Raw genomic sequence first — 25,243 nt, 5'->3', positions numbered from 1 at the left:
TGGGACTGGCTCGCATCTGGCGCCAGGCGTTCCACCCGCAGGGCCGGCTGCGCGACTTCACCGATGCCTGGCATACCTGCATCGATCCCTTGGCCTTGCATGCTTGCTGAAACCTCCTACAGAGGAGTCAGAAACGCCTTTCGATATAAGTAGGATTGTCCTACAAAACCGCTCTATCTCCGGGGATTCAGCCTGTAGCGCGCCGAAGGAAATGTTGGTAGCGTTGGCCTCGGAGATCCCAAGGAGTTCTAATAATGAAAACAGTAATGCTCAAATCTTCTCTCGCCATCGCCGTTACACTCGCTTCCAGCCAACTGTTCGCCGGCGGTTTCGCGCTGAACGAACAAAGCATCAGCGGCATGGGGACAGGATTCGCGGGTCGTTCTTCCGCTGCCGAAGATGCAAGCACCGTGCACGGCAACCCTGCCGGCATGTCGCGCCTCAAGCGCGAACAATTCACCGTGGGCGGCGCCGCCATCATCGCCAAGGCCGATATCAAGGGCGGCAGCTCCTATGGCGGTGAAACCGATGGCGACATGGTGCCGGTGGTGGGCGTCCCCTTGGGGTACTACGTCAAGCCGATCGATGACCACTGGAGCGTCGGCTTCGGCCTGTACGTGCCGTTCGGGCTGGTCACCGACTATGGCAGCGATGATGCCGCGCGCTACTGGGGCAAGAAGAGCCATGTCGAAGTCATCACCCTGCAGCCCACCGTCAGCTATGCCTTCAACGACAAGGTTTCGATCGGCTTCGGCCCGACCTTCAACCGTATCAAGGGCGAGCTGGGCTCGAACCTGCGCACGCCGATACCCGGCGCCAGCGATGGTTCGGTCAAGATCAAGGGCGACGATACCGCGGTTGGCTACAACATCGGCCTTCTCGTACAGGCCACCGACAAGACACGCCTGGGCCTCACCTACCACTCGATGGTCGACTACAAGCTCGAAGGCAAGACCCGCATCAGCACCCCGCTGATCGGCGGCCTGAGCGGTCGCAAGTTCGATGCCGAGCTGAAGATCAAGACCCCTGAGTCGGTGGACTTCTCGGTGACCCACGAGCTGGATGATCAGTGGACCCTGTACGCGGGCAGCACCTGGACGCGCTGGAGCCGGCTGGAGGCCATCACCGTGACCAACGATGTTCCAGCGCCGATTTCGGGTCAGTTCGGCACCATCTCCGAAGACCAGAACTGGCATGACAGCTGGGCCCACGCCATTGGTGCATCGTACAAGGTGAACAAGCAGTGGACCTTGCGCACCGGCTTCACGGTCGACCAGTCGCCGACCAACAACCATGACCGTTCGCCGCGCATTCCCACGGGTGATCGCAAGATCTTCAGCCTCGGTGCCGGCTGGAGCCCGAACGACGACGTGACGGTCGACGTGGCGTATTCCTACCTGTGGGAAGAAGACACCAAGGTCAACCGCACCGGTGCCACGCCGACCGAAAGCCTGCTCAAGGGCAGCTACAACGCCAAGTACGAGAACAGCGCCCACGGGATCGGGGCTTCGCTGACGTACCGTTTCTGATCGGGTTCAGCGCCTGACGACAAGCCGCCCTCCGGGGCGGCTTTTTATTGAGCGGGTCAAGCGCTACCCATCCGGGCTTGCAGGTAGTCCATGAAGGCTCGGACGTTGGCGGTGAGGGCGAAGCACAACCGATATTCACCCACCGCAAAGGCCACCACAGCAAAGCGCATCAAGCCACTACAGAGCCCGCCACAGCAAATAGCTACCTGAACGCCACAGAGCCCATGCCCCAAAACCACTAAAAAAAACCTCAAGGCCGCGAAGCAATCGCCTTCTCGATCGCCGCCTTGAACTCCGGATCATCCGGCTTGGTCAGGCTGGAAAAACTGGCAATCACCTTCCCCCGCCGATCCACCACATACTTGTAGAAATTCCACTTCGGCGCACTGCTCTGCTCAGCCAGCTCCTTGAACAACCCGATGGCATCATCACCGCGAACCGGCTGGGCCTTGGTCATGGTGAAGGTCACGCCATAGTTGGCATAGCACACCTTGGCAGTCTTCTCGCTGTCGGTGTCTTCCTGCTTGAAGTCGTTCGACGGCACACCGAGCATTTCCAGGCCTTGCCCGTGGTACGCCTTGTAGGCGCCTTCGAGCCCTTCGAACTGGGGCGCGAAGCCCCAATAGCTGGCGGTATTGATGATCACCAACGGCTTGCCGGCAAAGCGCTGGCACAGGTCAACCTGCTCCTTGCCACGCAGTTCCGGCAGGCTGCCCTGCAACAACGCCGGACACTCGGCCGCCCAGCTCGATGCCGCGGTGGCGAGGGTCAACAGCGGAATCGACAACCAGCGTGCTCGCATCTTCGTTCTCCTGCCTAATGGTCCTTGAAGCCGCAGATTACGCCTAACAGACGCCCATGCCCAACTGCATCAACGCCAGCCCGCCCCTCTGCCAGCCCCACCAGGCCAGTGCCAGCAGCGCCAGCCCGGCAGGAAGCAGCAGCCAGGACAACGTGCGCCGGCTCATGCCACGCCTGCCTGCAAGCGGGCAACCGGGCGTTCGCGAACCGGCCAGTTCAGCGCGGCGGCCATCAGGCTGAGCAGCACCGAAATCTGCCAGACCAGATCATAGTTGCCGGTCTGGTCATACACCACGCCACCCAGCCAGCCGCCGAGGAAGGCACCCAGCTGGTGCAGCAGGAACACGATGCCGCCAAGCATGGACAGGTTTCGCACGCCAAACAGCGTGGCCACGGTGCCGTTGGTCAAGGGCACAGTGGACAGCCACAGCAGGCCCATGGCGATGCCGAACAGGTAGGCGCTGACCTCTGTCACCGGAGCGAGAAGGAACAGCACGATGACCACCCCGCGCAGCAGGTACAGGCCGGTCAGCAGCCGTGGCTTGGACATGCGCCCGCCGAGCCAGCCCGCGGTATAGGTCCCAACGATGTTGAACAGCCCGACCAGGGCCAGCACGGTGGTGCCGGTACTGGCTGGCAGATGCTGGTCGACCAGGTAGGCCGGCAGGTGCACGCCGATGAACACGACCTGGAAGCCGCAGACAAAGAAGCCCAGCGCCAGCAGCCAGAAACCGGAATGCGAGCATGCCTCGCGCAGGGCCTGGCCCAGTGTCTGGTCGACACCCGCCTGGCTGGGCAGCGGCCGGTCACGCAGCAGGCCCACCAATGGCACGATGAACGCCACCATCAGGCCGAGCACCAGCAGCGCCGCCGACCAGCCGAGCCAGCCGATCAGGCCGAGGGTGCCAGGCAACATGGCAAACTGGCCGAACGAGCCGGCGGCGCTGGCGATGCCCATGGCCATGCTGCGTTTTTCCGCAGGCACCGCGCGGCCAACCACGCCGAGAATCACCGAGAAGGAGGTACCGGACAGCCCGATGCCGATCAGCAGCCCGGCGCTCAGTGACAGTGACCAGGCGGAGTCGGCCATGCCCATGAACATCAGCCCCGCGGCATAGAGAATGCCACCGACGATGACCACCCGCGCGGCGCCCAGGCGGTCAGCCAGCGCACCGGCGAATGGCTGGGCCAGCCCCCAGATCAGGTTCTGCAAGGCAATGGCGAAGGCGAACACTTCGCGCCCCCAGCCAAAGTCGGCGCTCATGGGCGCCAGGAACAGGCCGAAGCCGTGTCGCACACCGAGCGACAGCGCCAGGATCAACGCCGCGCCAACAAGGATCCAGCCACTGGTTCGCCAAACGGAAGTCATTATTGTTCTCCAGCCGTCGCAAGGTTATCCGGGTATATACCCGCTTATAGTCGTTCGAAATCAGGCCAAGCGTTCCAGCAAGCGTATGAGCTCATCCCGCTGCCCTTCACCCAAGGTATCAACCAGCGCGTTTTGCGCCTGTTCCCACGCCGGCCAGGCCGCGTCCAGGCACGACATGCCCCGTGGCGTCAGCTGCACCAGGCGATTGCGCTGGTCGCTGCCCTCGGCCAGCGCCACCAGCCCGTCCGCCTCCAGCACGCGCAGGTTGCGGCCTAGCGTGCTGCGGTCAAGGCCCATGGCCTCGGCCAGCGTGGAAATGCTGGGTTGGTCGAGACGTTTCAGGTGACGCAACAGGGAAAACTGGGCGACATTGATGCCGAAGCCCGCGAGGGCCTCGTCATAATGTCGGCTCACCCCGCGGGCGGCACGACGCAGATGGGTGCAGATGCATTCACTGGTCAACATGAATACGTGTATATACCCGCTTTAACCTCACGGCAAGCGCTGCGTGCGGTGGTCAGGGTTGCAGTCGTCGGCGGACAGGTTCGAATTCCGGGGTGGCCTTGCGCGCGATCGGGTCAGGCACGCCCTTTTCGATCGCCTGCCAGTACGCCCAGGGCACCTTCGCCGACCCCAGTTCGTAATCCATGCCATCCCAGCTGTCTTCGCGAAAACTGTAGAACGCCCAGTGCAGACGCGCGTCGTCGAGCACCCCCAGCACGTCCTCCAGATACTGCCGACAACCCGGCAGCCGGCGCATGCACCCCAGTTCACCGACCACCAGCCGCGAGCTGGGCAGGTTCACTGCCGCCGCCCAGCGCAGCGGCTGGTGCAGGTAGTCCGCCACTTGGCGGGCATCCCAGGTTTGCGTCCGACCGCCGAAGGGCACCGGGCCGGGATAGGCGTAAGGCTGGTCACGCAAGAGATTGGGTGCGCTGGTGGCCGCATAGGGCTCGTACATGTGCACGCTATACAGCGCTTTGCCGTCCGCCAGTGGCGCCGGCCAATAGGCGAAAGCGTCGGCCGCGGCGTACCAGCCGGCGTCGAGCATCACCGGGGTGCGCGGGTCGACTTCGCGAATGGCCGCGACCACCTGCTCGTAGAACAACGGCAGATCCCGCGATCCGCCCTGCTCACGCTGGTACCAGGCGCGCATCGCCTCGGCGCTGGCATGCTCGGGCAGCCACCCGTTCTTTTCAGGGGCCGGTTCGTTGATCAGGTTATAGGCGGCGATTGCCGGATGGTCCTTGAGGGCAAGCGCCAGGTCGCGCCAGAAGGCGGCCGACTGGTCCCAGTAATGCTTGTCTTGCCAGAGACGGTCGTCGAAGCGGCCGTGATTGTTCTGCGCCCAGCGCATGCCGGGCAGCGACAACGGGGCGATGACCACCTTCAAGCCGGCGGCGTGGGCATCGTCCAGCACCCGGCGGAGCGTGGCCAGATCGGATTCGGCGATACCCTGGTAGTCATCGGCGTCGCCCAGCAGGAAATCCCGTTCGCTGGGCTGCCACTTGTCGTAGGACAAACGCACCCAGCTCGCGCCATGGCCGCGCAGGGCATCGAAGTAGTCCTTGCGCGGCGGCAGGCGGTTGAAGCTGTTGCCGCCATGGCGCGGCGTGTCCCAGAAACCGATCAGGTCGGCGGCGAGCGCCTGGCCCGAGAAACAGCACAGCGTTATCAGGCTCGCGATGATCCAGTTGCGCATGCAGCCTCCCCGGCCACCATGAGAAAGGCGGCGAGCTTACGGCCGGGGCGCTGTTCAAACACTAAACGACACGTGTCCAGCCGTTACAAGGCCAGCACCACCACCACGGCCAGCTCCAGCAGTTCCAGCAGCGCCCCCGCCGTGTCTCCGGTGGTGCCACCCAAGCGCCGGCACATGAGCTGGCGCAGCCAGGCGAAGACCAGCAGCGACACTGCCAGCACCACAAAGGCTTGCGCCCCGCCGAGCAGCAGGCACCCCAGGCCGCACGCCAGCAGCATCAGACGGCCTGCGCCTCGCGGCAGATGATCGGCGAGCGCCTGGCCCAGGCCACCGGGCCTGACGTAAGGCGTGCACAGGAACAGCCCCAGCAGCCCCGCCCTGCCGATCAAGGGCGCCAGGACCAGCCAGGCGCCCTGCCCGCGCTCGACCAGCACCCACAGCGCACAGAACTTGAGCAGCAACACCAGCACCAGGGTGACCACGGCGATCGGGCCACTGCGCGGATCCTTCATGATCTGCAAGGTGCGCTCGCGGTCGCCGAAGCCGCCCAGCCAGGCGTCGGCGCTGTCGGCCAGGCCGTCCAGGTGCAGCGCGCCGCTGAGCAGCACCCAGAACGTCAGCAGCAACGCGGCCTGCAACGGTGGTGCGGTGCCCTGCAGCGCGCTGCAGGCGCCCCACAGCAGCACGCCGAAGAGCAGCCCGACCAGCGGATAGCACAACAGCGAGCGCCCCATCTGCCGAGGCGCGGGCATGCCGGGCAGGGTGACCGGCAGGCTGCTCAGGAACTGCAGGGCAATCCAGAAAGGCAGCACTCAGGCCACCTCGCCCAGCTGGCCATCATCCTGCAGCGCAAGGCGCATCAGGGCGCCATGCGCGACCTCGACCTGCAGCAACTGCTCGCGCGGCAGGCCACGGGCACGCGCCAGCAACAGGCGCATGACACCGCCGTGGGTCACCAGCAGGACACGTTTGCCCGCGTGAGCACCTTGCAGCCGCTCGATCGCGGCCAGTACCCGCTCGGCGAATGCCGTGACCGGCTCGCCGCCAGGTGGGGTACAGGCGTAGGGATCAGACCAGAAGCGCCCCAGCTCATCAGCGTGAGTGTCCATCAGCTGCGCGGCGCTGCGGCCTTCCCACTCGCCGAAATGCAGCTCCTGCAACGCAGGTTCACGCTGCACCGGCAGGCCCAGGCGCGCACCCAGTTCATCAGCGAACAGCGCGCAGCGCTGCAGGGGCGAACTGACCAGCACATCCCACGGCCCGCCCTGCTCCACGGCCTGGCGCATCTGCGTCCAGCCCAGCGCGGTGAGCGCGTCGTCCAGGCTGCCGCGCAGCCCGCCGCCCTGCTCGGTCTCGCCATGGCGCAACAGGTCGAGGATCATGCCGGACGGTCCGCCACGGCCGCTTCGGCAAAGGTTGCCATCTGCCCGTGCAGGGCGCAGGCCAGGCGCAACAGAGGCACGGCCAGGGCGGCGCCACTGCCTTCGCCCAGGCGCAGCCCCAAGGCCAGCAAGGGTTCGGCTTCAAGCGCGGCGAGCACGGCCTGGTGGCCGGGCTCGGCGCCTTGGTGGGCAAACAGCAACCACGGCCGCGCGGCAGGATTCAGCCTGACCGCCACCAGCGCCGCCACGCTGCAGATAAAGCCATCGACCAGCACCGGCACGCCTTGCTGCGCGCAGGCAAGATAAGCGCCCGCCAAGGCGGCGATCTCGAAACCGCCGACGCAGCCCAGGGCATGCAACGGATCGTCGGCCTCCACGCCATGCAACGCCAGCGCGCGCTCGATCACTTGTGCCTTGTGGCGCACCCCGGCGCTGTCCAGGCCGGTGCCTGGGCCGCTGAGCGCGCTTGGCGGGCAATCCAGCAAGGCGCTCGCCAAGGCCGCCGCGGCGGTGGTGTTGCCAATGCCCATCTCGCCACCGATGAACAGCTGGGCGCCCTGCTCGACCGCTCGCAGGGCACTGTCGCGTCCACCCTGCAGCGCCTCGTGCAACTGCTCCTGGCTCATCGCCGGCTGGCGGGCAAGGTTGCTGGTGCCGGCGCCCAGGCGCAGGTGCCGCACACCCGGCAGCTCAAGTGCCGGATCGATGGTGCCCAGGTCCACGACATCAAGCGTTGCATCGAGCTGGCGCGCCAGCACGCTGATCGCCGCGCCGCCGCCGACGAAGTTGCGTAGCATCTGCCCGGTCACGGCCTGCGGATAGGCGGAGATGCCCTCCTCCACCACGCCATGGTCGCCGGCGAAGATGCTGATCCACACCTGTTCCAGCCGTGGTCGTTCACGGCCTTGCAGGCCGGCCAGCAGCACCGCCAGGGGTTCGAGCTGACCGAGGGAGCCGGCCGGCTTGGTCAGTTGCTGCTGACGGGCGCGGGCCTGGTCCATGGCGTCGAGGTCGAGAGGTTGGCAGGCATCGAGCCACCACGGGTGAGTCATAAAGCAGGTCCTTTGAGCATGAGGGGAAGGCCGGCGACCGTCAGCACCACGCGCTGGCAGCGCTCGGCCACGGCCTGGTGCAGCAGGCCGGCCAGGTCGACGTAACGGCGGGTCAGCTCGCCCATGGGCACCACGCCCAGGCCGGTTTCGTTGCTGACCAGGATCAGCGTGCCGGGCAGCGTGCCCAGGCAGTCGAGCAGCGCGTCACGCTCCTCGGCCAGGCGCTGCGGGTCTTCGAGCATCAGCAGGTTGGTCAGCCACAAGGTCAGGCAGTCGACCAGCAGGCAGCGGCCTTCGCCGGCCTCGCGGCGCAGCACGCTGGCCAGCGCCAGGGGCTCTTCGATCAGCCCCCAGTCAGCCGGACGCCGCTCGCGGTGCAGTTGCACCCGCGTGTTCATTTCGCCATCCAGCGGCTCGCTGGTGGCGATGTAGGTGACCGGCAGGCCGCTCGCCGCGGCCAGTTGCTCGGCCAGGCGGCTCTTGCCCGAGCGGGCGCCACCAAGGATCAGGCTATGCATGTCAGGCGATTCCACAGAGTCGGCGCAAGGCCGTGGTGTCCAGGTGCTGCTCGACCAGGTCGGCCAGGCGCTCGATGTCACGTTCGCGCAGGGCCTGGTAATCGACGGGCTCGACCGCCTCCAGCCCGGCCCAGCGCAACAGCGCGGCGCACGATGCGGTCCCTTCGAACAGGCCGTGCAGGTAGGTGGCCAGCACCTGCCCGTCGGCGCTCACCGCGCCGTCGCAGCGTCCGTCGGCCAGTTGCAGCGCGGGGCGTTCAAGGGCCGGGCCGGTGGTGACGCCCGCGTGGATCTCATAGCCGGTGACCGGCGCCTGCTCGAGCTCCAGGGTGCCAGCGACGTTTCGCAGCTGTTTATCGGCTTCGAGCACGGTGCCGTAGTCGAGCAGTCCCAACCCAGGGCTCGAGCCTGCGGCGCCTTCCAGGCCCAGCGGATCGTGCACCTGCTGGCCCAGCATCTGCAGGCCGCCACAGATCCCGATGACTTTGCCGCCATAGCGCAGGTGGCGGGCGATGGCGCTGTCCCAGCCGCGCGCGCGCAGCTGCGCGAGGTCGCCGCGCACGCTCTTGGAGCCCGGCAGGATGATCAGGTCGGCCGGCGGGATCGGCTGGCCAGGACCGATGAACTGCAGGTCGACCTGCGGGTGCAGGCGCAACGGGTCGAAGTCGGTGTGGTTGCTGATGCGCGGCAGCACCGGGACGATCACCTTGAGGGCGCGAGCGTGCTTGGCGCCCTGGCGCTGGTCGATGCCATCCTCGGCTTCCAGGTGCAGGTCGGTGACAAACGGAAGCACGCCCAGCACCGGCTTGCCGGTGCGCGCCTCAAGCCAGTCCAGGCCAGGCTGCAGCAGGGCGATGTCGCCACGAAAACGATTGATGACAAAACCTTTGACCCGCGCCTGCTCGCTCGGCGACAACAGTTCGAGGGTACCGACCAGATGGGCGAAGACCCCACCCCGGTTGATGTCGGCCACCAGGATCACCGGGCAGTCGACGGCCTCGGCAAAGCCCATGTTGGCGATGTCGCCAGCCCGCAGGTTGATCTCGGCTGGAGAGCCTGCGCCCTCGACCACCACCACCGGGTACTGCTCGCCCAGGCGCTGGTGCGATGCGAGCACGGCCTGCATGGCGATGGCCTTGTAGTCGTGGTAGGCCACGGCGTTCATGCAGGTGACCGCGCGGCCATGCACGATGACCTGGGCGCCGGTGTCGCTGTTGGGCTTGAGCAGCACCGGGTTCATGTCGGTGTGCGGCGCCAGCCGGCAGGCCTGGGCCTGCACCGCCTGGGCGCGGCCGATTTCGCCGCCGTCGGCGGTGACGGCGCTGTTGAGCGCCATGTTCTGGGGCTTGAACGGTGCCACGGCGATGCCCTGGCGCAGCAGCCAGCGGCACAGCGCGGTCACCAGGGTGCTCTTGCCGGCATCGGAGGTGGTGCCTTGCACCATCAGGGTGGTCATGCGGGCTCCTTGCGGTAGTCGTTCAGGGCCTGGCGCAGGCGCTCCAGGTCGGCATCGTGCTCGGGCAAACCAAAGCGCAGGGCCGCCGGGGTGCTGAACAGGCGCACGAGGATGCCGCGCCGGGCCAGGAAATCATGCAGTCGCGCCGCGCGTTCGCTGCGCACGTACTGGAACAGGTCACAGCCACCGGCCGGCATCAGGCCGGTGCTGGCCAGCAGCGCGGCAAGGCGCTCGCTGGCCTGGGCGCAGCGGCGGATCTGTGCCTGGTGGGCATCCTCGTCGCCCAGGCAGGCCTGCCCGAGCACGCGCGTCGGGCCGCTGATCGTCCAGGGCCCGAGCAGCTCGGCCAGACGCTCCAGCAGCACCTGCTCGGCAAGCACGAAGCCCAGGCGCACGCCGGCCAGGCCGAAGAACTTGCCGAACGAGCGCAGGACGATCAGGCCAGGCTGCCCGGCATGGGCGGCAATGCTTTGCGACGGGGTGTTGTCCATGAAGGCTTCGTCCACCAGCAGCCAGCCGCCACGCGCGGCCAGGCGCGCATGCCAGGCCAGCAGACGTTCGCCCGGTACGACGCGGCCGGTGGGGTTGTTGGGGTTGACCAGCACCAGCACGTCCAGGCTGTCGAGCGCCGCGTCGAGCGCCGCCTCGTCAAGCTCGCGCACCTCGTGCCCGGCGCGTTGCCAGGCCTCGGCGTGTTCGGCGTAGCACGGCGCAAGCACGCCGACCACGCTGCGCTCGCGCAGCTGGGGCAAGGCCTGGATCGCCGCCTGGGAACCGGCGACCGGCAGGATCTGACGCACACCGTAATAAAGGCGTGCGGCCTGCTCCAGGCCGTCGTCGGTCTCGGGCAGGCGCGCCCAGGCCTGCAAGGGGATCTCAGGAATCGGATACGGCCACGGGGCGATGCCGCTGGACAGGTCCAGCCAGCGGTCCCGGGCTATGCCGTAGTGCTGCACCGCGCGCAGCAGACGTCCACCGTGTTCAAGCATTCCACTGCGCTCCCAGGCAGATCAGCAACAACCACAACCACACGCCCTTGCGCACCAGTTGCCAGCCACGCTCGATGGCGTCGGCATCGGCCATCGGGCCCTTGCCCAGGCGCGCACGTTCGTGCAGTTCACCGTGATAGACCGCCGGGCCGCCGAGTTCGACGCCCAGGGCACCAGCGCCCGCCGCCATCACCGGGCCGGCGTTGGGGCTGTCCCACAGTGGGGCCTGGCGGCGCCAGCAGGTCAGCGCCAGACGAGTCTTGCCCAGCAGCGCGTAGGTCAGCGCCACCAGCCTGGCTGGAATATAGTTGAGCACATCGTCGATACGCGCCGCCGCCCAGCCGAAGCGCTCGAAGCGCTCGTTGCGATAACCCCACATGGCATCCAGGGTATTGCTCAGGCGGTACAGCACCACGCCAGGCGCGCCGGCCACGGCGAACCAGAACAGCGCCGCGAACACCGCGTCGCTGCCATTTTCCAGCACCGATTCGGTGGCCGCGCGCGCGACGGCGGGCTCGTCCAGCTCGCGGGTTTCGCGGCTTACCAGGTAGCCCACGCGCTGGCGCGCCTGCGCCAGGTCGCCACGGCGCAGGGCCTCGGCCACTGGCAGCACGTGCTCGCCAAGGCTACGCATGCCCAGCGCGCAGTACAGCGCGAGAATGTCCACCAGCCAGCCCACATAGGGCAGCCAGGACAGGATCATCGCCACCAGCGTCAGCGGCACCACGGCCAGGAACCAGGCGCTGACGCCGTGACTGCGCCAGCCCCGGCCACCGGCATTCAGGCGCTGTTCAAGGCGCGAGGCCAGGCGCCCGAAGGCCACCAGCGGATGACGCCGCTGCGGCTCGCCCAGCAACGCGTCCAGGGCCACGCCGGCCACGGTCAGCAAGGCCATGCTCATTGTCCACTCCCCCATTGGTTTTCAAACAGCATCTCGCTCAGTGGCCGCTCCTGCGCCCAGCCTTCGAGCACCAGCATCGGCGCCGGGTAGAACGCCTCGACCGGGCCCAGGCACAGCACCGCCATCGGCTTGGCGCCCGCGGGCATGTGCAACAACGCGGCCAGGGCCTGCGGCTCGAACAGCGATACCCAGCCCATGCCCAGTCCCTCGGCGCGCGCCGCCAGCCAGAGATTCTGGATAGCGCACGACAACGACGCGAGGTCCATTTCCGGGAGGGTGCGCCGGCCAAAGATGTGGGGTTCTCGCTGGTCCATCAAGGCCGCCACCAGCACCTCGGCGCAGTCACCGATGCCTTCGACCTTGAGCCGCATGAAGTCGTCGGAGCGCTCGCCCAGCGCATGCGCCGTGCGTACCCGCTCTTCCTCCACCAGCGCCTGGATCTGCCCGCGCAAGGCCCGGTCGCTGATACGAATGAAGCGCCAGGGCTGCATCAGCCCGACGCTGGGCGCCTGGTGCGCCGCGCCCAGCAGTCTTCCCAGCAGCTCGGGGGCCACCTCGCCCCCGATGAAATGACGCATGTCGCGGCGCTCGCCAATGGCGCGGTAGACCGCTGCACGCTCGGCGTCGTTGAAGGCCTGCTCGCTCATGGCCGCAGCAGCGCCGCCGCCGCGTGGGGGTTGGACGGGAAATAGAAGTGCACGTACGACGCCGTCAGCCGGCCACGACGATAGACCGCCTCGGCGCCACGCCCGCCATTGGGGCTGTGGCCGCGGGCAATCGGCTCGAGCACGGTACTGGTCAGGGAATGATGGTAGGTGTGCCCGCGCAGGTTGCCTTCAGGCAAGGCGACGTCTTGCAGCGCCAGGGCGGCGAGGCGCTTCTGCATGACGGCCTCTCCCGGTAGCAGGCCCAGCAGCTCGGCCTTTTCCCCCGCCACGTCGGTCAGCGCGTCGAGCAGGTACAGCATGCCGCCGCACTCGGCGAGCAGCGGCTTGCCCTGGGCATGGTGGCCACGGATGGCCGTGAGCATGGGGATATTGCTGGCCAGGACCTGATGGTGCAGCTCGGGATAGCCGCCTGGCAGATAAAGGCTGTCGACGTCGGGCAGGTGCGCGTCGTGCACGGGCGAGAAGAACACCAGCTCGGCGCCCATGGCCCGCAGCAGGTCGAGGTTGGCACCGTAGATGAACGCGAAGGCCTCGTCACGGGCCACGCCGATGCGCACGCCTTCGAGCAGCGGTTCGACCGTCACGGCATCCGGCTCGGCAAAGGTGACAGGCGGCGGCAAGGCGGCATCGCAGCTTTCGCCCAGCGCCTGGGCGGCGGCATCGAGGCGCGCGTCCAGGTCATTCAGCTCGCTCGCCTGGACCAGCCCGAGGTGCCGGCTGGGCAGCTCGATATCGCTGCCGCGCGACAGACCGCCATACCAGCGCAGCCCCTCGGTCAGGCTGCCTTCGAGCAGTTGCGCGTGGCGCAGGGTACCGACCCGGTTGGCCAGCACGCCCGCGAACGGCAGGTCGGCCTGGTAGCGCGCCAGGCCCAGGGCCAAGGCGCCAAAGGTCTGGGCCATGGCCGTACCGTCGATCACCGCCAGCACCGGCACACCAAAGTGCCGGGCGAGGTCCGCGCTCGACGGGGTGCCGTCGAACAGGCCCATGACCCCTTCGATCAGGATCAGGTCGGCATCGAGCGCCGCTTCCCAGAGCAACCGGCGGCTTTCCTGCTCGCCGATCATCCACATGTCGAGCTGGTACACCGGCGCGCCGCTGGCGCGCTCGAGAATCATCGGGTCGAGGAAATCCGGCCCGCACTTGAACACCCGCACCTTGCGGCCGAGGTTGCGGTGCAGGCGCGCCAGGGCGGCGGTGACCGTGGTCTTGCCCTGGCCTGAAGCCGGTGCCGCGATCAGCACCGCCGGACAATGCCGGGCCTGGCTCATAGCTCGACGCCCTTCTGCGCGCGGATACCTGCCTGGAAGGCGTGCTTGATGACGCCCATCTCGGTGACGGTGTCGGCAAGGTCGATCAGCTCGGGCTTGGCGCCGCGGCCGGTGACGATCACGTGCTGCATCGGTGGACGCGCCTGCAGGTCGGACAGCACCTGGTCGAGGTCGAGGTAGCCGTGCTTGAGGGCGATGTTGAGCTCGTCCAGCACCACGAAGCCGATGCCGGGGTCTTGCAGCATCTGCCGCGACACGGCCCAGGCCGCTTCGGCGGCGGCGATGTCGCGCTGGCGGTCCTGGGTTTCCCAGGTAAAGCCCTCGCCCATCACGTGGTAGCGCACCTGCTCGGGGAAGCGCCGGTAGAACAGCTCTTCGCCGGTGCTGTTGCGGCCCTTGATGAATTGCACCACGCCACACTGCATGCCGTGGCCCATGGCGCGCGCGAGCATGCCGAAGGCCGAGCTGCTCTTGCCCTTGCCGTTGCCGGTCAGCACCAGCAGCAGGCCGCATTCATTGGGGGCGCTGGCGATACGCTCGTCGATCACTGCCTTCTTGCGCTGCATGCGCGCCAGGTGGCGTTCGTCACGCTCGGTGGATTCGCTCATCGAAGTTCTCCGCAGACTGTCGGGCGCCACGAACGGGCGCGCGCTGGCGGGCACCAGGCGACGACAGATAAATAGGCAGGCATACGGAAAACGCGCAGGGCCGAGGCGTGGGCCACGGTGCTCCGCGCATCACCCTCCGTGATGCCGTTGGCTGTAACAGGCCGGTCTCCGGGCTTGCGAGCAGGCTCAGGGCCTTGTGCCACGCGCCTTCCCGGGTGATCAGACCCAGTGGCCATGCGCGGCCTTGACTCGCTTACCGTTGCGGGGGCAGCGCCGGAATCACGCATCGATCGCGCTCACCGGCTTCCCAGTTTCACCCTGCCGAGCCTTCGCCCGCAGAGCACCTGAAACACGCCGCGAAGGTTAGAGGGTTGCACCGGGAGCGTCAATCGAACCTGGCCCGATCTGCCTTCGGACGGGACACGCTGAACCTCCCATGGGGCTATCGTTCTGAATACTGATGACCACCTTGCGAGGATGTCGAACATGGACAGGATACGCGTAGCGATCGTGCTGGCCCTGGCCACCGGCCTGGGCGGTTGCGGCGAGACCGCCCGGCTGCAGGTCGACGAAGGCTTCGGCCCGTCGCCCAAGCTGCCCGAGCCGAACAAGACCCTCATGCCCACCGTCAACATCGCCCCGGCGGTGGGCTGGCCGCCAGGTGCCAAGCCGCAGGCCGCGCCGGGCACCCAGGTGGCCGCGTTCGCCGGCAACCTCGATCACCCGCGCTGGCTCTATGTGCTGCCCAATGGCGACGTGCTGGTCGCCGAAACCAACGCCCCGCCCAAGCCGGATGACGACAAGGGCATCCGCGGCTGGGTCATGAAAAAGGTGATGAAGCGTGCTGGCGCGGGCGTGCCCAGCCCCAACCGCATCACCTTGCTGCGTGACGCCGACCGCGATGGCGTCGCCGAGGTGCGCACCACCTTCATCGATGGGCTCAATTCGCCGTTCGGCATGACGCTGGTTGGCAGTGACTTCTATGTCGCCGACACCGATCGCCTGCTGCGCTTCCACTACGCGCCCGGCGCCACGCAGGTGCAGAACCCCGCCAAGGTGGTCGACCTGCCAGGCGGCACGCTCAACCATCACTGGACCAAGAACGTCATCGCCAGCCGCGACGGCAAGAAGCTCTACGTCACCGTCGGCTCCAACAGCAACGTGGCGGAAAACGGGCTGGAGCAGGAGCAAGGCCGCGCCGCCATCTGGGAGGTCGACCGTGCCACCGGCCAGCACCGGATCTTCGCCTCGGGCCTGCGCAACCCCAACGGGCTGGACTGGGAACCGGCCACGGGCGCGTTGTGGACGGCGGTCAACGAGCGCGACGAGATTGGCAGCGACCTGGTGCCCGACTACATCACCTCGGTCAAGGACGGCGGCTTCTATGGCTGGCCTTACAGCTACTACGGCCAGCATGTCGACGCGCGGGTGCAGCCGCAGGCGCCAGAGATGGTCGCCAAGGCGATCGTGCCGGACTACGCGGTCGGCCCGCACACCGCGTCGCTGGGGCTGGCGTTCGCCAAGGACGGCGTGTTGCCGGCGCCTTTCGGGCGCGGTGCGTTCATTGGCCAGCACGGGTCCTGGAACCGTGATCCGCACAGTGGCTACAAGGTGGTGTTCGTGCCGTTCGGGGCGGATGGCAAGCCGTCGGGCAAGCCCGTGGACTTGCTCAGCGGTTTTCTGAATGAGGATGACAAGGCCATGGGGCGGCCGGTCGGGGTGGTGAACGACCAGCGCGACGGGGTACTGGTGGCGGATGATGTGGGGAATGTGGTGTGGCGGGTGACGAAGGCTAAGTGACTAAAAACCTTTGTAGCCAGGGCTGACTGTAGGTTGACGGGACTTCATGTGGACCCTGCCTGCGATGCAGGCAGGGGGTCGATTGGCCTACGGATTGATCGCCAGGTTACCTGCGGGAATGATCCGCTTCGCCTGCAGGTACGCCTTGTGCCAGTAACTGTTCGACAGGTAGTCCAGCCGCACTGTCCCGCCCGTGGACGGGGCGTGCACGAAGCGCCCTTCCCCTACGTAGATTCCGGCATGGCTCACGGTCGACCCGCCGTTGGTCGCAAAGAACACCAGATCGCCAGACTGCAGCGACTGGATGTCGATATCCGGCGCGCGCACGCCAATCATTTCGCGGGTCGTGCGCGGCAGGCTGATGCCGGCGGCATCGCGGTACACGTAGCCAATCAACCCGCTGCAATCGAACCCTGAGTCGGGCGTGTTGCCGCCCCACCGGTAGGGCGTGCCAACCAGCCCGATGGCCCTGAACAGCACATCTTCAGCCACCGGCGAGAACGAGGGCTGGCTGTACCTGACCACCGGCGCAGCGATCGGGGCCGGCGCAGGGACGTGACTTGAGCAGGCACCCAGGAGTGCCAGCAGGGAAAGAAGAGCCAAGCGCGCCATCATCGCCATGGTCAGAACATCCTGTCTGTAACCGGTCGACCGCAGTCGAAAAGAGTTGAGAAACCAGATTAGACGCTATGCGTAAATACGCACGGCGGCGAGCTTTTTTAGCTACGCCGCCGTGTTGGACCTGCGAGGTGTGCGATCAGTTGCGTGCGAGATTGGTCGGCGCCATGGCCAGGGCACGCTTTGCCTCGATGAAGGTCTTGCTCCAGTAGCGGTCACCGAGGTTGTCGATGCGCACGCCACCGCTGCGGCGGCTGCTGGAGTGGATGAACTGGTTGTCACCCAGGTAGATGCCCGCATGGCTGACACGGCCACGGCCGTTGGTGCTGAAGAACAGCAGGTCGCCGGGCTTGAGCTTGTTGCGCGCCACCAGCGGGGCATCGACCTTGATCATCTCGCGGGTCGAGCGCGGCAGCTTGACGCCGGCTTCCTCACGGAACAGATAGCCAATGAAACCGCTGCAATCGAAGCCGGATTGTTCCGAGGTACCACCGAAGCGATAGCGGGTGCCGATCAGCGACATGCCACGTTCAAGGATGCTGTCGGCCAGTACAGGAAGCGCATACGGCTTGCTGTTGCTGGAGAACACATCGCTCTCGTCTTCGTTGAGCAGGTCTTCTTCGCCGAACACCGAGGAGGCCGATGGCTTGGCCTTGACGGGCGACTGGATTGCAACAGGTTCTGGCGCCTGGGGCTGGGATACCGGGCCTTGGGCCGCGCAGCCAAACAGCAGTGTCACAAGTGCGAGGGGCACGAGGGGTGCGAAGCGCTTTAGCATGGGCACGACCGTGTCGGAAAAGTCTTTGGAAGGGCGCGACTATGCCTACTATCGAATCGATTTGCAAATTTAATCGATTTTTTTGTGACTTTTGAATTTGAAGGCTCTGGCCAGACCTTTTCGGGCTTTTTACCAGCCCAAGGTCTCTTTCAGGAAGGGGATCGTAAGCTTGCGCTGGGCCTGCAACGAGGCCTGGTCGAGGCGTTCGAGCAGGTCGAACAACGCGCTCATGCTCCGGGTGCCCCGGGTGAGGATGAAATGCCCCACCTCATCGGTGAGGTGCAGTCCGCGGCGCGAGGCGCGCAGTTGCAGGGCGCGCAGCTTGTCTTCATCCGACAGGCCGCGCATCTGGAAAATCAGCGCCAGGGTCAGGCGCGACTTGAGGTCCGGCAACTTCACGGGAAGCTCGCGCGGAGAACTGGACGCGGCGATCAACAGCCGGCGGCCGCTGTCGCGCAGGCGGTTGAACAGGTGGAACATGGCCTCCTCCCAGTCCGGCTTGCCCGCGATCACGTGCAGGTCGTCAAGGCAGACCAGTTCGTACTGTTCGAGGTAATCGAGCAGCTCGACGCCGCGGTCGAGCAATTGCGCCAAGGGCAGGTACACCGCCGGCTCGCCCATCTGCTGGAAGCGCTGGCAGGCAGCCTGGAGCAGGTGGGAGCGGCCCACACCCTGCTTGCCCCACAGGTAGATGAGGCTCTCGGTCCAGCCAGCGTCGGCTTCGCAAAGCCGCTCTACGTAGCCCAATGCAGCGGCATTGGCGCCCGGATAGTAGTTGATGAAGGTGGCGTCATCGCGCAGACGCACACCCAGTGGCAACTGGATGGGTTTCATGCTGGCTGGGCGGTCGGGATGATCCACAGGGGGCCTTTGGTGAAGAGTGTGCAAAGTCTATACCTGCCGTGCCGGTCGCACAATCGGCGTGCACAAGAGCGCAAGCGAAATCAAGGGCTTGCGCGCTTGTGACGACGACCGGCGGGGCTACAGCCGAGGATCCGCATCGCCAGCGTACAGGTCCGACTCTTTATAGAGGTCATGCACGTGGCGCAGCAACACCATGATCACCGCCGCCACCGGCAGTGCCAGCAGCACGCCTGTGAAGCCGAACAGCTCGCCTCCGGCCAGGATGGCGAAGATCACCGCCACCGGATGCAGGCCGATGCGATCGCCCACCAGCAGCGGCGTCAGCACCATGCCCTCAAGCGCCTGGCCGACCATGAACACGGCCACGATGGCGAGCAAGGGGTACGGGTCGCCGCCGAACTGGAACAGCCCGGCGATGATCGCCGCGCCGATGCCGATGATGAAGCCCATGTAGGGCACGATGGCGGCAAGCCCCGCGAGCAGGCCGATCAGCAGGCCCAGCTCCAGCCCGGCCAGCATCAGCCCGGCCGAGTAGATCAGGCCAAGGGCGAGCATCACCATCAATTGCCCTCGCAAGAAGGCGCCCAGCACTTCATGGCACTCCCCCGCCAGCCCGACCACCTGCTCCTCGCGCTGGCGCGGCAGCAGGCTGCGCAGCTTCGCCATCATCAGGTCCCAGTCGCGCAGCAGGTAGAAGCCGACCACCGGGATCAGCACCAGGTTGGCCAGCCAGCCGATCAGCGCCAGGCTCGAGGCGGTCGCCTGGGACAGAATGATGCCGACGATGTCGGTGGTCTGGCCCATGTGCGCGCCGATGGCGGCCTTGATCTTGTCGAACTTCCAGAAGCCATCGGCCAGGCCCAGGCGCGTCTGCACCCAGGGCAGGGCCACGTGCTGCAGCCAGTCGAGCATCTGCGGCGCCAGTTCGTACAGGCGCAGCAGCTGTTTGGCGAGCATGGGGATCAGCACCAGCAGCAATGCCAGGAAAATCAGCGTGAACAGGCTGAAGACCACCACCACGCCCCACGTACGCGACAGCCCCATGCGCTCCAGGCGATCGACCAGCGGGTCGGCGAGGTACGCCAGAAGGATGCCGATCAGGAACGGCGACAGAATGCCATGCAGCAGGTACAGCAGCACGGCGATCAGCAAGGCAACGCCCAGCCACGCCCAACGACGCATATCAGTCATCGACGACGCCCCTTACCAGCGAAACCGCAAGCCGTCGAACGGCTTGGGGGTGGGCGCGGGCGTCTGCGCCGCTTCGCCTGTCGTGCCTGTGGCCGCTGGCGTGGACGGCGCTGGGGCCGGTGGCACGGCAGGGGCCTGTTCGGCAGGCACTTCCTGCAGCTTGGCCAGGCCCAGTTGCGCGCGCAGCTGGTCGGCATTGCCGGTGACCTTGTAGACCAGGGTGCCGCCATCGGCCTGCTGCAGACGCGCGCCATAGGGTTCCAGCACGCGGCCCAGTTCCGCGTAGCGAGCCAGGTTCATGCCCTCGACTTGCACCTGCAGGTCACCGCTGGCACCGGGACGGGCGACGAAGCGCGGCGCCAGGCGAGTGCTCACCGCCAGCATCACCGCATCGGCCAGGGCGGCCTGGTCGGCGCCTTCGGCCGTGCCCTGCTCGCGCTGGTCGCCCAGCCACAGCTGCCACTTGCCCTGCCATTTGCCGTCCGCCTCGCTGGCATGCACGGCCAGCAGGGCATCGGCGTTGTAGCGTGTGGAGGCTTCGCGCAGGGGGGCTGGGTCCTTGCTTTCGAGCTGCTTGCCGTTGGCCACCAGCTGTTCCTGCAGGTCGGCCAGGGGCAGGCGCAGCGGCAGGCCACGGTGCTGGGCCGCACGCCGCAGCGCGCCGGCACCACTGTGCCCGTCACCCACCAGGCTGCTGCCCTCGACGCTGTCGTTCAGCCACCAGCCCAGGATCGATGGCCGATTGCTGCCCCACAACGCCAGGCCGGCCTTGCGCAAGGCGCGCTCGGTGCTGCCCGGGTCGAACTCGACCAGCACGGTTTCCGGCGGGCCGGCTTCGAAGCCGAACTGGCTGATGATCTGCTGCGGGTCCTTGCGCAAACCCGCCAGGGCCGGACTCTGCACGGCCTTGGCGTCGCCGGTCAGGCGCTGCACCAGGGTCTCGAGGGCCTTGCCGGTCGCCTGGGCGCGCGCCTCGGCGCCCTCGCCCACGACCGGCTCGCGCACCTGATAAAGGCCAGAGACCGTCTCGGCCTGCGCCGCGAAGCCGACCAGGGCCAGACAACCAACCGCCAGGTAATTGAAAAAACGCATGAGGGATTCCTGTCCAGATAACCAAGGGCGCCGGGCGCCGAAACAGCTGATGTGACCGCAAGGTGAAGAAAAACACTCACGGCCGGATGACCCGTTTGCGCACAAGGTAACATCCCACCGCCGTTCCTATACCTTATACAGCCTCTGGCAAGGCAACCAGCCGCGCGCGGCCAGACGCTGTTTTTTCGCTGTTTTTTCCGCAAACAACGCCCAGCCCGTCGGCTCAAGGATGGCCGCTGCACGGCAACCCTGATAAAATCGCGCGCCTTCGCAGACCAGCGACGTTCAGGCAGCCGCACCCTGGTATCCGGCCTTGACCGTTGCGGTCGATTCCACGAATCCCTCCCTCCTAAAGGCCTGGATCATGAGCAAGCAACCCTCCCTGAGCTACAAGGACGCCGGTGTAGACATCGACGCCGGTGAAGCATTGGTCGAACGCATCAAAGGCGTCGCCAAGCGCACGGCGCGCCCGGAAGTCATGGGCGGCCTGGGCGGCTTCGGCGCCCTCTGCGAGATCCCGGCCGGCTACAAGCAGCCGGTGCTGGTCTCGGGCACCGACGGCGTCGGCACCAAGCTGCGCCTGGCGCTGAACCTGAACAAGCATGACAGCATCGGCCAGGACCTGGTCGCCATGTGCGTCAACGACCTGGTGGTCTGCGGTGCCGAGCCGCTGTTCTTCCTCGACTACTACGCCACCGGCAAGCTCAACGTCGACGTTGCCGCGACCGTGGTCACCGGCATCGGCGCCGGTTGCGAACTGGCCGGCTGCTCGCTGGTCGGCGGCGAAACCGCTGAAATGCCAGGCATGTACGAAGGCGAAGACTACGACCTGGCCGGCTTCTGCGTCGGCGTCGTGGAAAAGGCCGAGATCATCGACGGCTCCAAGGTCGCGACCGGTGACGCCCTGATCGCCCTGCCGTCTTCCGGCCCGCACTCCAACGGCTACTCGCTGATCCGCAAGATCATCGAAGTGTCCGGCGCCGACATCGAAACCATCGAGCTGGACGGCACCCCGCTGACCGAGCTGCTGATGGCGCCGACGCGCATCTACGTCAAGCCTCTGCTCAAGCTGATCAAGGACACCGGCGCGGTCAAGGCCATGGCCCATATCACCGGTGGCGGCCTGCTCGACAACATCCCGCGCGTGCTGCCAAAAGGCGCCCAGGCCGTGGTCGATGTCGCCAGCTGGAACCGTCCGGCCGTCTTCGACTGGCTGCAGCAGCAGGGCAACGTCGACGAGCACGAGATGCACCGCGTGCTGAACTGCGGCGTTGGCATGGTCGTCTGCGTGGCCCAGGACCAGGTCGAAACCGCCCTGAACGTGCTGCGCGAAGCGGGCGAGCAGCCATGGGTGATCGGCCAGATCGGCGTCGCCGCCGAAGGCGCGGCCCAGGTCGAGCTGAAGAACGTCAAGGCGCACTGATGCCAAGCACGTCCTGTGATGTGGTGGTACTGCTGTCGGGTTCCGGCAGCAACCTGCAAGCCCTGATCGACAGCAGCCTGGCCGAGGGCAGCCCGGTACGCATCCGCGCGGTGGTGTCCAACCGCGCCGATGCCTACGGCCTGCAGCGCGCCGAGGCCGCCGGTATCGACACCGCCGTGCTCGATCACGGTGGCTACGAGGGCCGCGAGGCCTTCGATGCCGCGCTGATGCAGGTGATCGACGGCTTCGGGGCCGACCTGGTGGTGCTGGCCGGGTTCATGCGTATCCTGAGCGCGGGCTTCGTCCGCCATTACCAGGGCCGCCTGCTCAATATCCACCCGTCGTTGCTGCCGCTGTACAAAGGCCTGCACACCCACCGCCGGGCACTGGAAGCCGGTGACGCCGAGCATGGCTGCAGCGTGCATTTCGTCACCGAGGAACTCGATGGCGGCCCTCTGGTCGTACAGGCTGTGGTGCCGGTAGCCCCGGATGATACTGCGCAGAGCCTGGCCCAGCGGGTTCATGGCCAGGAACACCAGATCTATCCGCTGGCGGTGCGCTGGTTCGCCGAAGGACGCTTGCGTCTGGGCGCCCATGGTGCATTACTGGATGGCCAGCCGCTGGCGGCCAGCGGTCACTTGATTCGACCCTAGGAGATATTATGCGTCGCGCCCTGCTCTTGGCTCTCGCCGTACTCGCCCTGCCTCTCCAGGCAGCTGAACTGAAGCCTTTCTCGGCCAGCTACACCGCCGACTGGAAGCAACTGCCCATGAGCGGTACTGCCGAGCGCAGCCTGGAGAAGAACGCCAACGGTACCTGGAGCCTGAACTTCAAGGCTTCGATGATGATTGCCAGCCTGACCGAACAAAGCACGCTGCGCATGGAGAACGACACCCTGCTGCCGCAGAGCTATCACTTCCAGCGTGGCGGCCTGGGCAAGGCCAAGAAAGTCGACCTGGACTTCGACTGGACCAGCAAGAAGGTCACCGGCAGCGACCGTGGCGACGCGGTCAGCCTGCCACTGAACCGTGGCGTGCTCGACAAGTCGTCCTACCAGCTCGCGCTGCAGCATGACGTGGCGGCGGGCAAGAAGAGCATGACCTACCAGGTGGTCGACGGTGACGAGATCGACACCTACGACTTCCGCGTGCTGGGCACCGAGAAGGTTGCCACCAAGACCGGCCAGGTCGATGCGGTGAAGGTCGAGCGCGTGCGCGACCCGAGCCAGAGCAAGCGCATCACCGAGCTGTGGTTTGCCAAGGAGTGGGATTACCTGCTGGTGCAATTGCGGCAGGTCGAGACCGATGGCAAGGAGTACGTGATCGTGCTGCAGGATGGTACGGTTGATGGGAAGTCGGTGAAGGGGAACTGAGGCTTCACGCCTGTTTCGCCTCAACTGAAAACCCCGCCTGGTGCGGGGTTTTCTTTTGCAGGAACGCCCTTTCTGCTTGCGCACCACAGGGATCCAGCTTCTATCGACTCGGCCCTTCATGAAAAATGTTTCATGCTGTGTTTATTTACTTAGGCAGCTAACAAACTCTATAAAGAAGACCTGCGACACTCTGTCGCAGCCAACCAAGAGTGGAGTTTGCCGATGACTGTTCAAGTAACCGAACGCGACGAATCGAAACTGTCCCACGAAGGCCTGGCCGCTGGCGTGCGGATCTGGGATGTCCACCAGCAGGGCCAGCTGGTCGGGATGTTCCACAATGAGCACGAGGCCGAGCAGTACCGCAGCGAACTGGAAGTGCTGGAGAACCAGCGCACCACGCAATAGACCCCGCATACACGAAAAACCCCGCCTAGGCGGGGTTTTCGGTCTTTACCACATCAGATCGTCAGGGATCACGTACGCCGCGTACGGGTCATCGGCGTCCGGCTCCTCGACCTGGGTGTTGAGGAGCAGGATGCGCTCGGGCGCGCGCTCCTGGATCTTCACCGCGGCTTCACGCGGGATCACTTCGTAGCCGCCGCCATGGGCGACGATCGCCAGCGAGCCGCTGGACAGCTTGCTGCGCATCAGGGCGTTGACGGCGATGCGCTTGACCTTCTTGTCATCGACGAAGTTGTAGTAGTCCTCGGTCGTCAGCTTGGGCAGACGCGACACTTCGATCAACTGCTTGACCTGCGCGGCGCGGGCCTTCTGCTCGGCCTTCTCCTGCTGCTGGCGATTCAGCTCCTGGTCGCGCCTGGCCTTGTCGGCCATGGCTTCCTTGGCCTGGCGTTGCTGGCTGTCATCGACCTCGACCTGGCCTTTTTGCTCCAGCCGCTTTTGTTTCTTCTCGGTTTTGTTGACCTGCTTGACCTGTTTCTGATTGACCAGACCGGCCTTGAGCAATTGGTCGCGAAGGGAAAGGCTCATGGATTACTCACTCACTTATGCATCAGCTCAGCCGCAGCTGGGCAGGTTCTTTTCCTGACGTTTGGCTTCGCCCCACAGGGCATCCAGGTCTTCAAGGGTGCAATCTTCGATGGGACGGGCGAGGTCGCGCAAGGCCTGTTCGATAAAGCGGAAACGCCGCTCGAACTTGCGGTTGGCGCCACGCAGGGCATTCTCGGGGTCAAGCTTGAGGTGGCGGGCCAGGTTGACGGTGGCGAACAGCAGGTCGCCCACTTCGTCCTCGAGGGCTTTCGGGTCGCCGTCGGCCATGGCCTGAAGCACCTCGTCCAGCTCTTCGCGGACTTTATCGAGCACCGGCAGGGGATCGGGCCAGTCGAAACCTACCTGCGCCGCGCGCTTCTGCAACTTCGCCGAACGTGACAACGCCGGCAGGGCCGCCGGCACGTCGTCGAGCAGCGACAGTTGCTCGGGCACGCTTTTCTCGGCGCGCTCCTGGGCCTTGATCTCTTCCCAGCGCTGCTTGACCTCGGCCTCGCTCAGGCTCGGTGTATCAAGCGGGGCGTGAAGATCCCCGGTCGGGAACACGTGGGGATGGCGGCGCACCAGCTTGCGGGTGATGGCATCGACCACCCCGGCAAACTCGAAACGCCCGTCTTCACGCGCCAGCTGGCTGTAGTACACCACCTGGAACAGCAGGTCGCCCAGCTCGCCCTGCAGGTGCCCGAAATCGCCGCGCTCGATGGTGTCGGCAACTTCATAGGCCTCTTCGAGGGTGTGCGGGACGATGCTCGCGTAGTCCTGCCTGAGGTCCCACGGGCAGCCGTGACGCGGATCGCGCAGGCGGGCCATGAGGTGCAGCAGGTCGTCCAGGGTATAGGTCGTGGGCATGC

At 66.2% G+C, this 25,243-nt stretch carries 28 protein-coding genes and 1 riboswitch; of the genes, 6 read left to right on the top strand and 22 right to left on the bottom strand.

Annotated elements, in window-relative coordinates:
* The first annotated feature begins 254 nt into the window (after positions 1-254).
* Positions 255-1,529, top strand: coding sequence for an OmpP1/FadL family transporter (locus VJS90_RS04005; RefSeq protein ID WP_324119351.1), 1,275 nt, complete (start codon positions 255-257; stop codon positions 1,527-1,529).
* Between the two features lie 250 nt (positions 1,530-1,779).
* Here the strand turns inward: VJS90_RS04005 and VJS90_RS04000 are convergent, their stop codons facing one another.
* From VJS90_RS04000 to cobO, 15 genes are all read right to left on the bottom strand, one after another.
* Positions 1,780-2,331 carry a glutathione peroxidase gene (locus tag VJS90_RS04000; RefSeq protein WP_324119349.1) on the bottom strand — a complete coding sequence of 184 codons (552 nt, stop codon included), beginning with the start codon at positions 2,329-2,331 and terminating at the stop codon, positions 1,780-1,782.
* Between the two features lie 43 nt (positions 2,332-2,374).
* A complete protein-coding gene (locus VJS90_RS03995; RefSeq protein ID WP_324119346.1) occupies positions 2,375-2,497 on the bottom strand; it encodes a hypothetical protein in 123 nt (40 codons plus the stop codon).
* Positions 2,494-3,699, bottom strand: coding sequence for an MFS transporter (locus tag VJS90_RS03990; RefSeq protein WP_324119343.1), 1,206 nt, complete (start codon positions 3,697-3,699; stop codon positions 2,494-2,496). Before VJS90_RS03990 ends, VJS90_RS03995 begins: the two co-directional genes overlap by 4 nt.
* Before the next feature lie 60 nt (positions 3,700-3,759).
* Positions 3,760-4,164: a MarR family winged helix-turn-helix transcriptional regulator gene (locus VJS90_RS03985; RefSeq protein WP_324119341.1), complete on the bottom strand. Its 405-nt coding sequence runs from the start codon at positions 4,162-4,164 to the stop codon at positions 3,760-3,762.
* A 52-nt stretch (positions 4,165-4,216) separates the two neighbouring features.
* Positions 4,217-5,401: a glycoside hydrolase family 5 protein gene (locus VJS90_RS03980; protein WP_324119339.1), complete on the bottom strand. Its 1,185-nt coding sequence runs from the start codon at positions 5,399-5,401 to the stop codon at positions 4,217-4,219.
* Positions 5,402-5,484: 83 nt separating this feature from the next.
* The gene (locus VJS90_RS03975; RefSeq protein WP_324119337.1) at positions 5,485-6,213 is read right to left on the bottom strand and encodes an adenosylcobinamide-GDP ribazoletransferase; all 729 of its coding nucleotides are present in this window, start codon (positions 6,211-6,213) and stop codon (positions 5,485-5,487) included.
* On the bottom strand, positions 6,214-6,783 hold the full coding sequence (cobC, locus tag VJS90_RS03970; RefSeq protein WP_324119335.1) for an alpha-ribazole phosphatase family protein: 570 nt from the start codon (positions 6,781-6,783) through the stop codon (positions 6,214-6,216).
* Entirely contained in the window at positions 6,780-7,835 is a 1,056-nt protein-coding gene (cobT, locus tag VJS90_RS03965; protein ID WP_324119333.1) for a nicotinate-nucleotide--dimethylbenzimidazole phosphoribosyltransferase, read from the bottom strand. The genes cobC and cobT overlap by 4 nt, the downstream gene beginning before the upstream one ends.
* Positions 7,832-8,353: a bifunctional adenosylcobinamide kinase/adenosylcobinamide-phosphate guanylyltransferase gene (gene cobU / locus VJS90_RS03960; protein WP_324119331.1), complete on the bottom strand. Its 522-nt coding sequence runs from the start codon at positions 8,351-8,353 to the stop codon at positions 7,832-7,834. Before cobU ends, cobT begins: the two co-directional genes overlap by 4 nt.
* Before the next feature lies 1 nt (position 8,354).
* Complete coding sequence (locus VJS90_RS03955; protein ID WP_324119329.1) at positions 8,355-9,809, bottom strand: cobyric acid synthase; 1,455 nt, start codon at positions 9,807-9,809, stop codon at positions 8,355-8,357.
* Entirely contained in the window at positions 9,806-10,798 is a 993-nt protein-coding gene (cobD, locus tag VJS90_RS03950) for a threonine-phosphate decarboxylase CobD (protein WP_324119327.1), read from the bottom strand. The genes VJS90_RS03955 and cobD overlap by 4 nt, the downstream gene beginning before the upstream one ends.
* Positions 10,791-11,699, bottom strand: coding sequence for an adenosylcobinamide-phosphate synthase CbiB (gene cbiB, locus VJS90_RS03945; RefSeq protein WP_324119325.1), 909 nt, complete (start codon positions 11,697-11,699; stop codon positions 10,791-10,793). The genes cobD and cbiB overlap by 8 nt, the downstream gene beginning before the upstream one ends.
* Complete coding sequence (bluB, locus tag VJS90_RS03940) at positions 11,696-12,346, bottom strand: 5,6-dimethylbenzimidazole synthase (protein WP_324119323.1); 651 nt, start codon at positions 12,344-12,346, stop codon at positions 11,696-11,698. Before bluB ends, cbiB begins: the two co-directional genes overlap by 4 nt.
* The gene (locus VJS90_RS03935; protein ID WP_324119321.1) at positions 12,343-13,638 is read right to left on the bottom strand and encodes a cobyrinate a,c-diamide synthase; all 1,296 of its coding nucleotides are present in this window, start codon (positions 13,636-13,638) and stop codon (positions 12,343-12,345) included. The genes bluB and VJS90_RS03935 overlap by 4 nt, the downstream gene beginning before the upstream one ends.
* Entirely contained in the window at positions 13,635-14,246 is a 612-nt protein-coding gene (cobO, locus tag VJS90_RS03930; protein ID WP_324119319.1) for a cob(I)yrinic acid a,c-diamide adenosyltransferase, read from the bottom strand. Before cobO ends, VJS90_RS03935 begins: the two co-directional genes overlap by 4 nt.
* Positions 14,247-14,388: 142 nt before the next feature.
* Positions 14,389-14,609, bottom strand: a riboswitch (cobalamin riboswitch).
* Between the two features lie 123 nt (positions 14,610-14,732).
* Between cobO and VJS90_RS03925 the strand changes: the two genes are divergently transcribed.
* Positions 14,733-16,046, top strand: a complete 1,314-nt coding sequence (locus tag VJS90_RS03925) for a sorbosone dehydrogenase family protein (protein WP_324119317.1) — start codon at positions 14,733-14,735, stop codon at positions 16,044-16,046.
* Between the two features lie 87 nt (positions 16,047-16,133).
* On the opposite strand, the gene VJS90_RS03920 is transcribed toward VJS90_RS03925, so the two are convergent.
* The 5 genes from VJS90_RS03920 to VJS90_RS03900 all read right to left on the bottom strand — a co-directional run bounded on the left by VJS90_RS03920 (position 16,134) and on the right by VJS90_RS03900 (position 20,589).
* On the bottom strand, positions 16,134-16,667 hold the full coding sequence (locus VJS90_RS03920; RefSeq protein ID WP_324119316.1) for a C40 family peptidase: 534 nt from the start codon (positions 16,665-16,667) through the stop codon (positions 16,134-16,136).
* Positions 16,668-16,803: 136 nt separating this feature from the next.
* The gene (locus VJS90_RS03915) at positions 16,804-17,442 is read right to left on the bottom strand and encodes a C40 family peptidase (protein ID WP_324119314.1); all 639 of its coding nucleotides are present in this window, start codon (positions 17,440-17,442) and stop codon (positions 16,804-16,806) included.
* A gap of 129 nt (positions 17,443-17,571) precedes the next feature.
* Positions 17,572-18,276 (bottom strand): DnaA regulatory inactivator Hda, encoded by a 705-nt coding sequence (gene hda, locus VJS90_RS03910; protein WP_324119312.1) that lies wholly within the window; start codon positions 18,274-18,276, stop codon positions 17,572-17,574.
* A 147-nt stretch (positions 18,277-18,423) separates the two neighbouring features.
* Entirely contained in the window at positions 18,424-19,497 is a 1,074-nt protein-coding gene (locus VJS90_RS03905; protein ID WP_324119310.1) for an AI-2E family transporter, read from the bottom strand.
* Between the two features lie 12 nt (positions 19,498-19,509).
* Complete coding sequence (locus VJS90_RS03900) at positions 19,510-20,589, bottom strand: DUF2066 domain-containing protein (RefSeq protein WP_324119308.1); 1,080 nt, start codon at positions 20,587-20,589, stop codon at positions 19,510-19,512.
* Positions 20,590-20,953: 364 nt separating this feature from the next.
* On the opposite strand from VJS90_RS03900, the gene purM reads away from it, so the two are divergent.
* The 4 genes from purM (at position 20,954) to VJS90_RS03880 (ending at position 23,789) form a co-directional block, all read left to right on the top strand.
* Positions 20,954-22,012 (top strand): phosphoribosylformylglycinamidine cyclo-ligase, encoded by a 1,059-nt coding sequence (gene purM / locus VJS90_RS03895; RefSeq protein WP_324119307.1) that lies wholly within the window; start codon positions 20,954-20,956, stop codon positions 22,010-22,012.
* Complete coding sequence (gene purN / locus VJS90_RS03890; protein WP_324119306.1) at positions 22,012-22,665, top strand: phosphoribosylglycinamide formyltransferase; 654 nt, start codon at positions 22,012-22,014, stop codon at positions 22,663-22,665. The genes purM and purN overlap by 1 nt, the downstream gene beginning before the upstream one ends.
* Before the next feature lie 8 nt (positions 22,666-22,673).
* Positions 22,674-23,384 carry a DUF3108 domain-containing protein gene (locus VJS90_RS03885; protein ID WP_324119304.1) on the top strand — a complete coding sequence of 237 codons (711 nt, stop codon included), beginning with the start codon at positions 22,674-22,676 and terminating at the stop codon, positions 23,382-23,384.
* Positions 23,385-23,606: 222 nt separating this feature from the next.
* Positions 23,607-23,789: a hypothetical protein gene (locus tag VJS90_RS03880; protein WP_324119302.1), complete on the top strand. Its 183-nt coding sequence runs from the start codon at positions 23,607-23,609 to the stop codon at positions 23,787-23,789.
* Positions 23,790-23,834: 45 nt separating this feature from the next.
* Here VJS90_RS03880 and VJS90_RS03875 read toward each other — a convergent pair whose 3' ends face one another.
* Together VJS90_RS03875 and mazG are read right to left on the bottom strand one after the other, a co-directional pair.
* Positions 23,835-24,374, bottom strand: a complete 540-nt coding sequence (locus VJS90_RS03875) for a DUF2058 domain-containing protein (RefSeq protein ID WP_324119299.1) — start codon at positions 24,372-24,374, stop codon at positions 23,835-23,837.
* A gap of 27 nt (positions 24,375-24,401) precedes the next feature.
* Positions 24,402-25,241: a nucleoside triphosphate pyrophosphohydrolase gene (gene mazG / locus VJS90_RS03870; RefSeq protein WP_324119296.1), complete on the bottom strand. Its 840-nt coding sequence runs from the start codon at positions 25,239-25,241 to the stop codon at positions 24,402-24,404.
* Positions 25,242-25,243: the final 2 nt, after the last annotated feature.

Source organism: Pseudomonas sp. (assembly GCF_035277045.1).
Taxonomy (GTDB): Bacteria; Pseudomonadota; Gammaproteobacteria; order Pseudomonadales; family Pseudomonadaceae; genus Aquipseudomonas.
The sequence above is the reverse complement of the archived record's forward strand: the minus strand, read 5'-3'. Positions and strand labels throughout refer to the sequence as shown.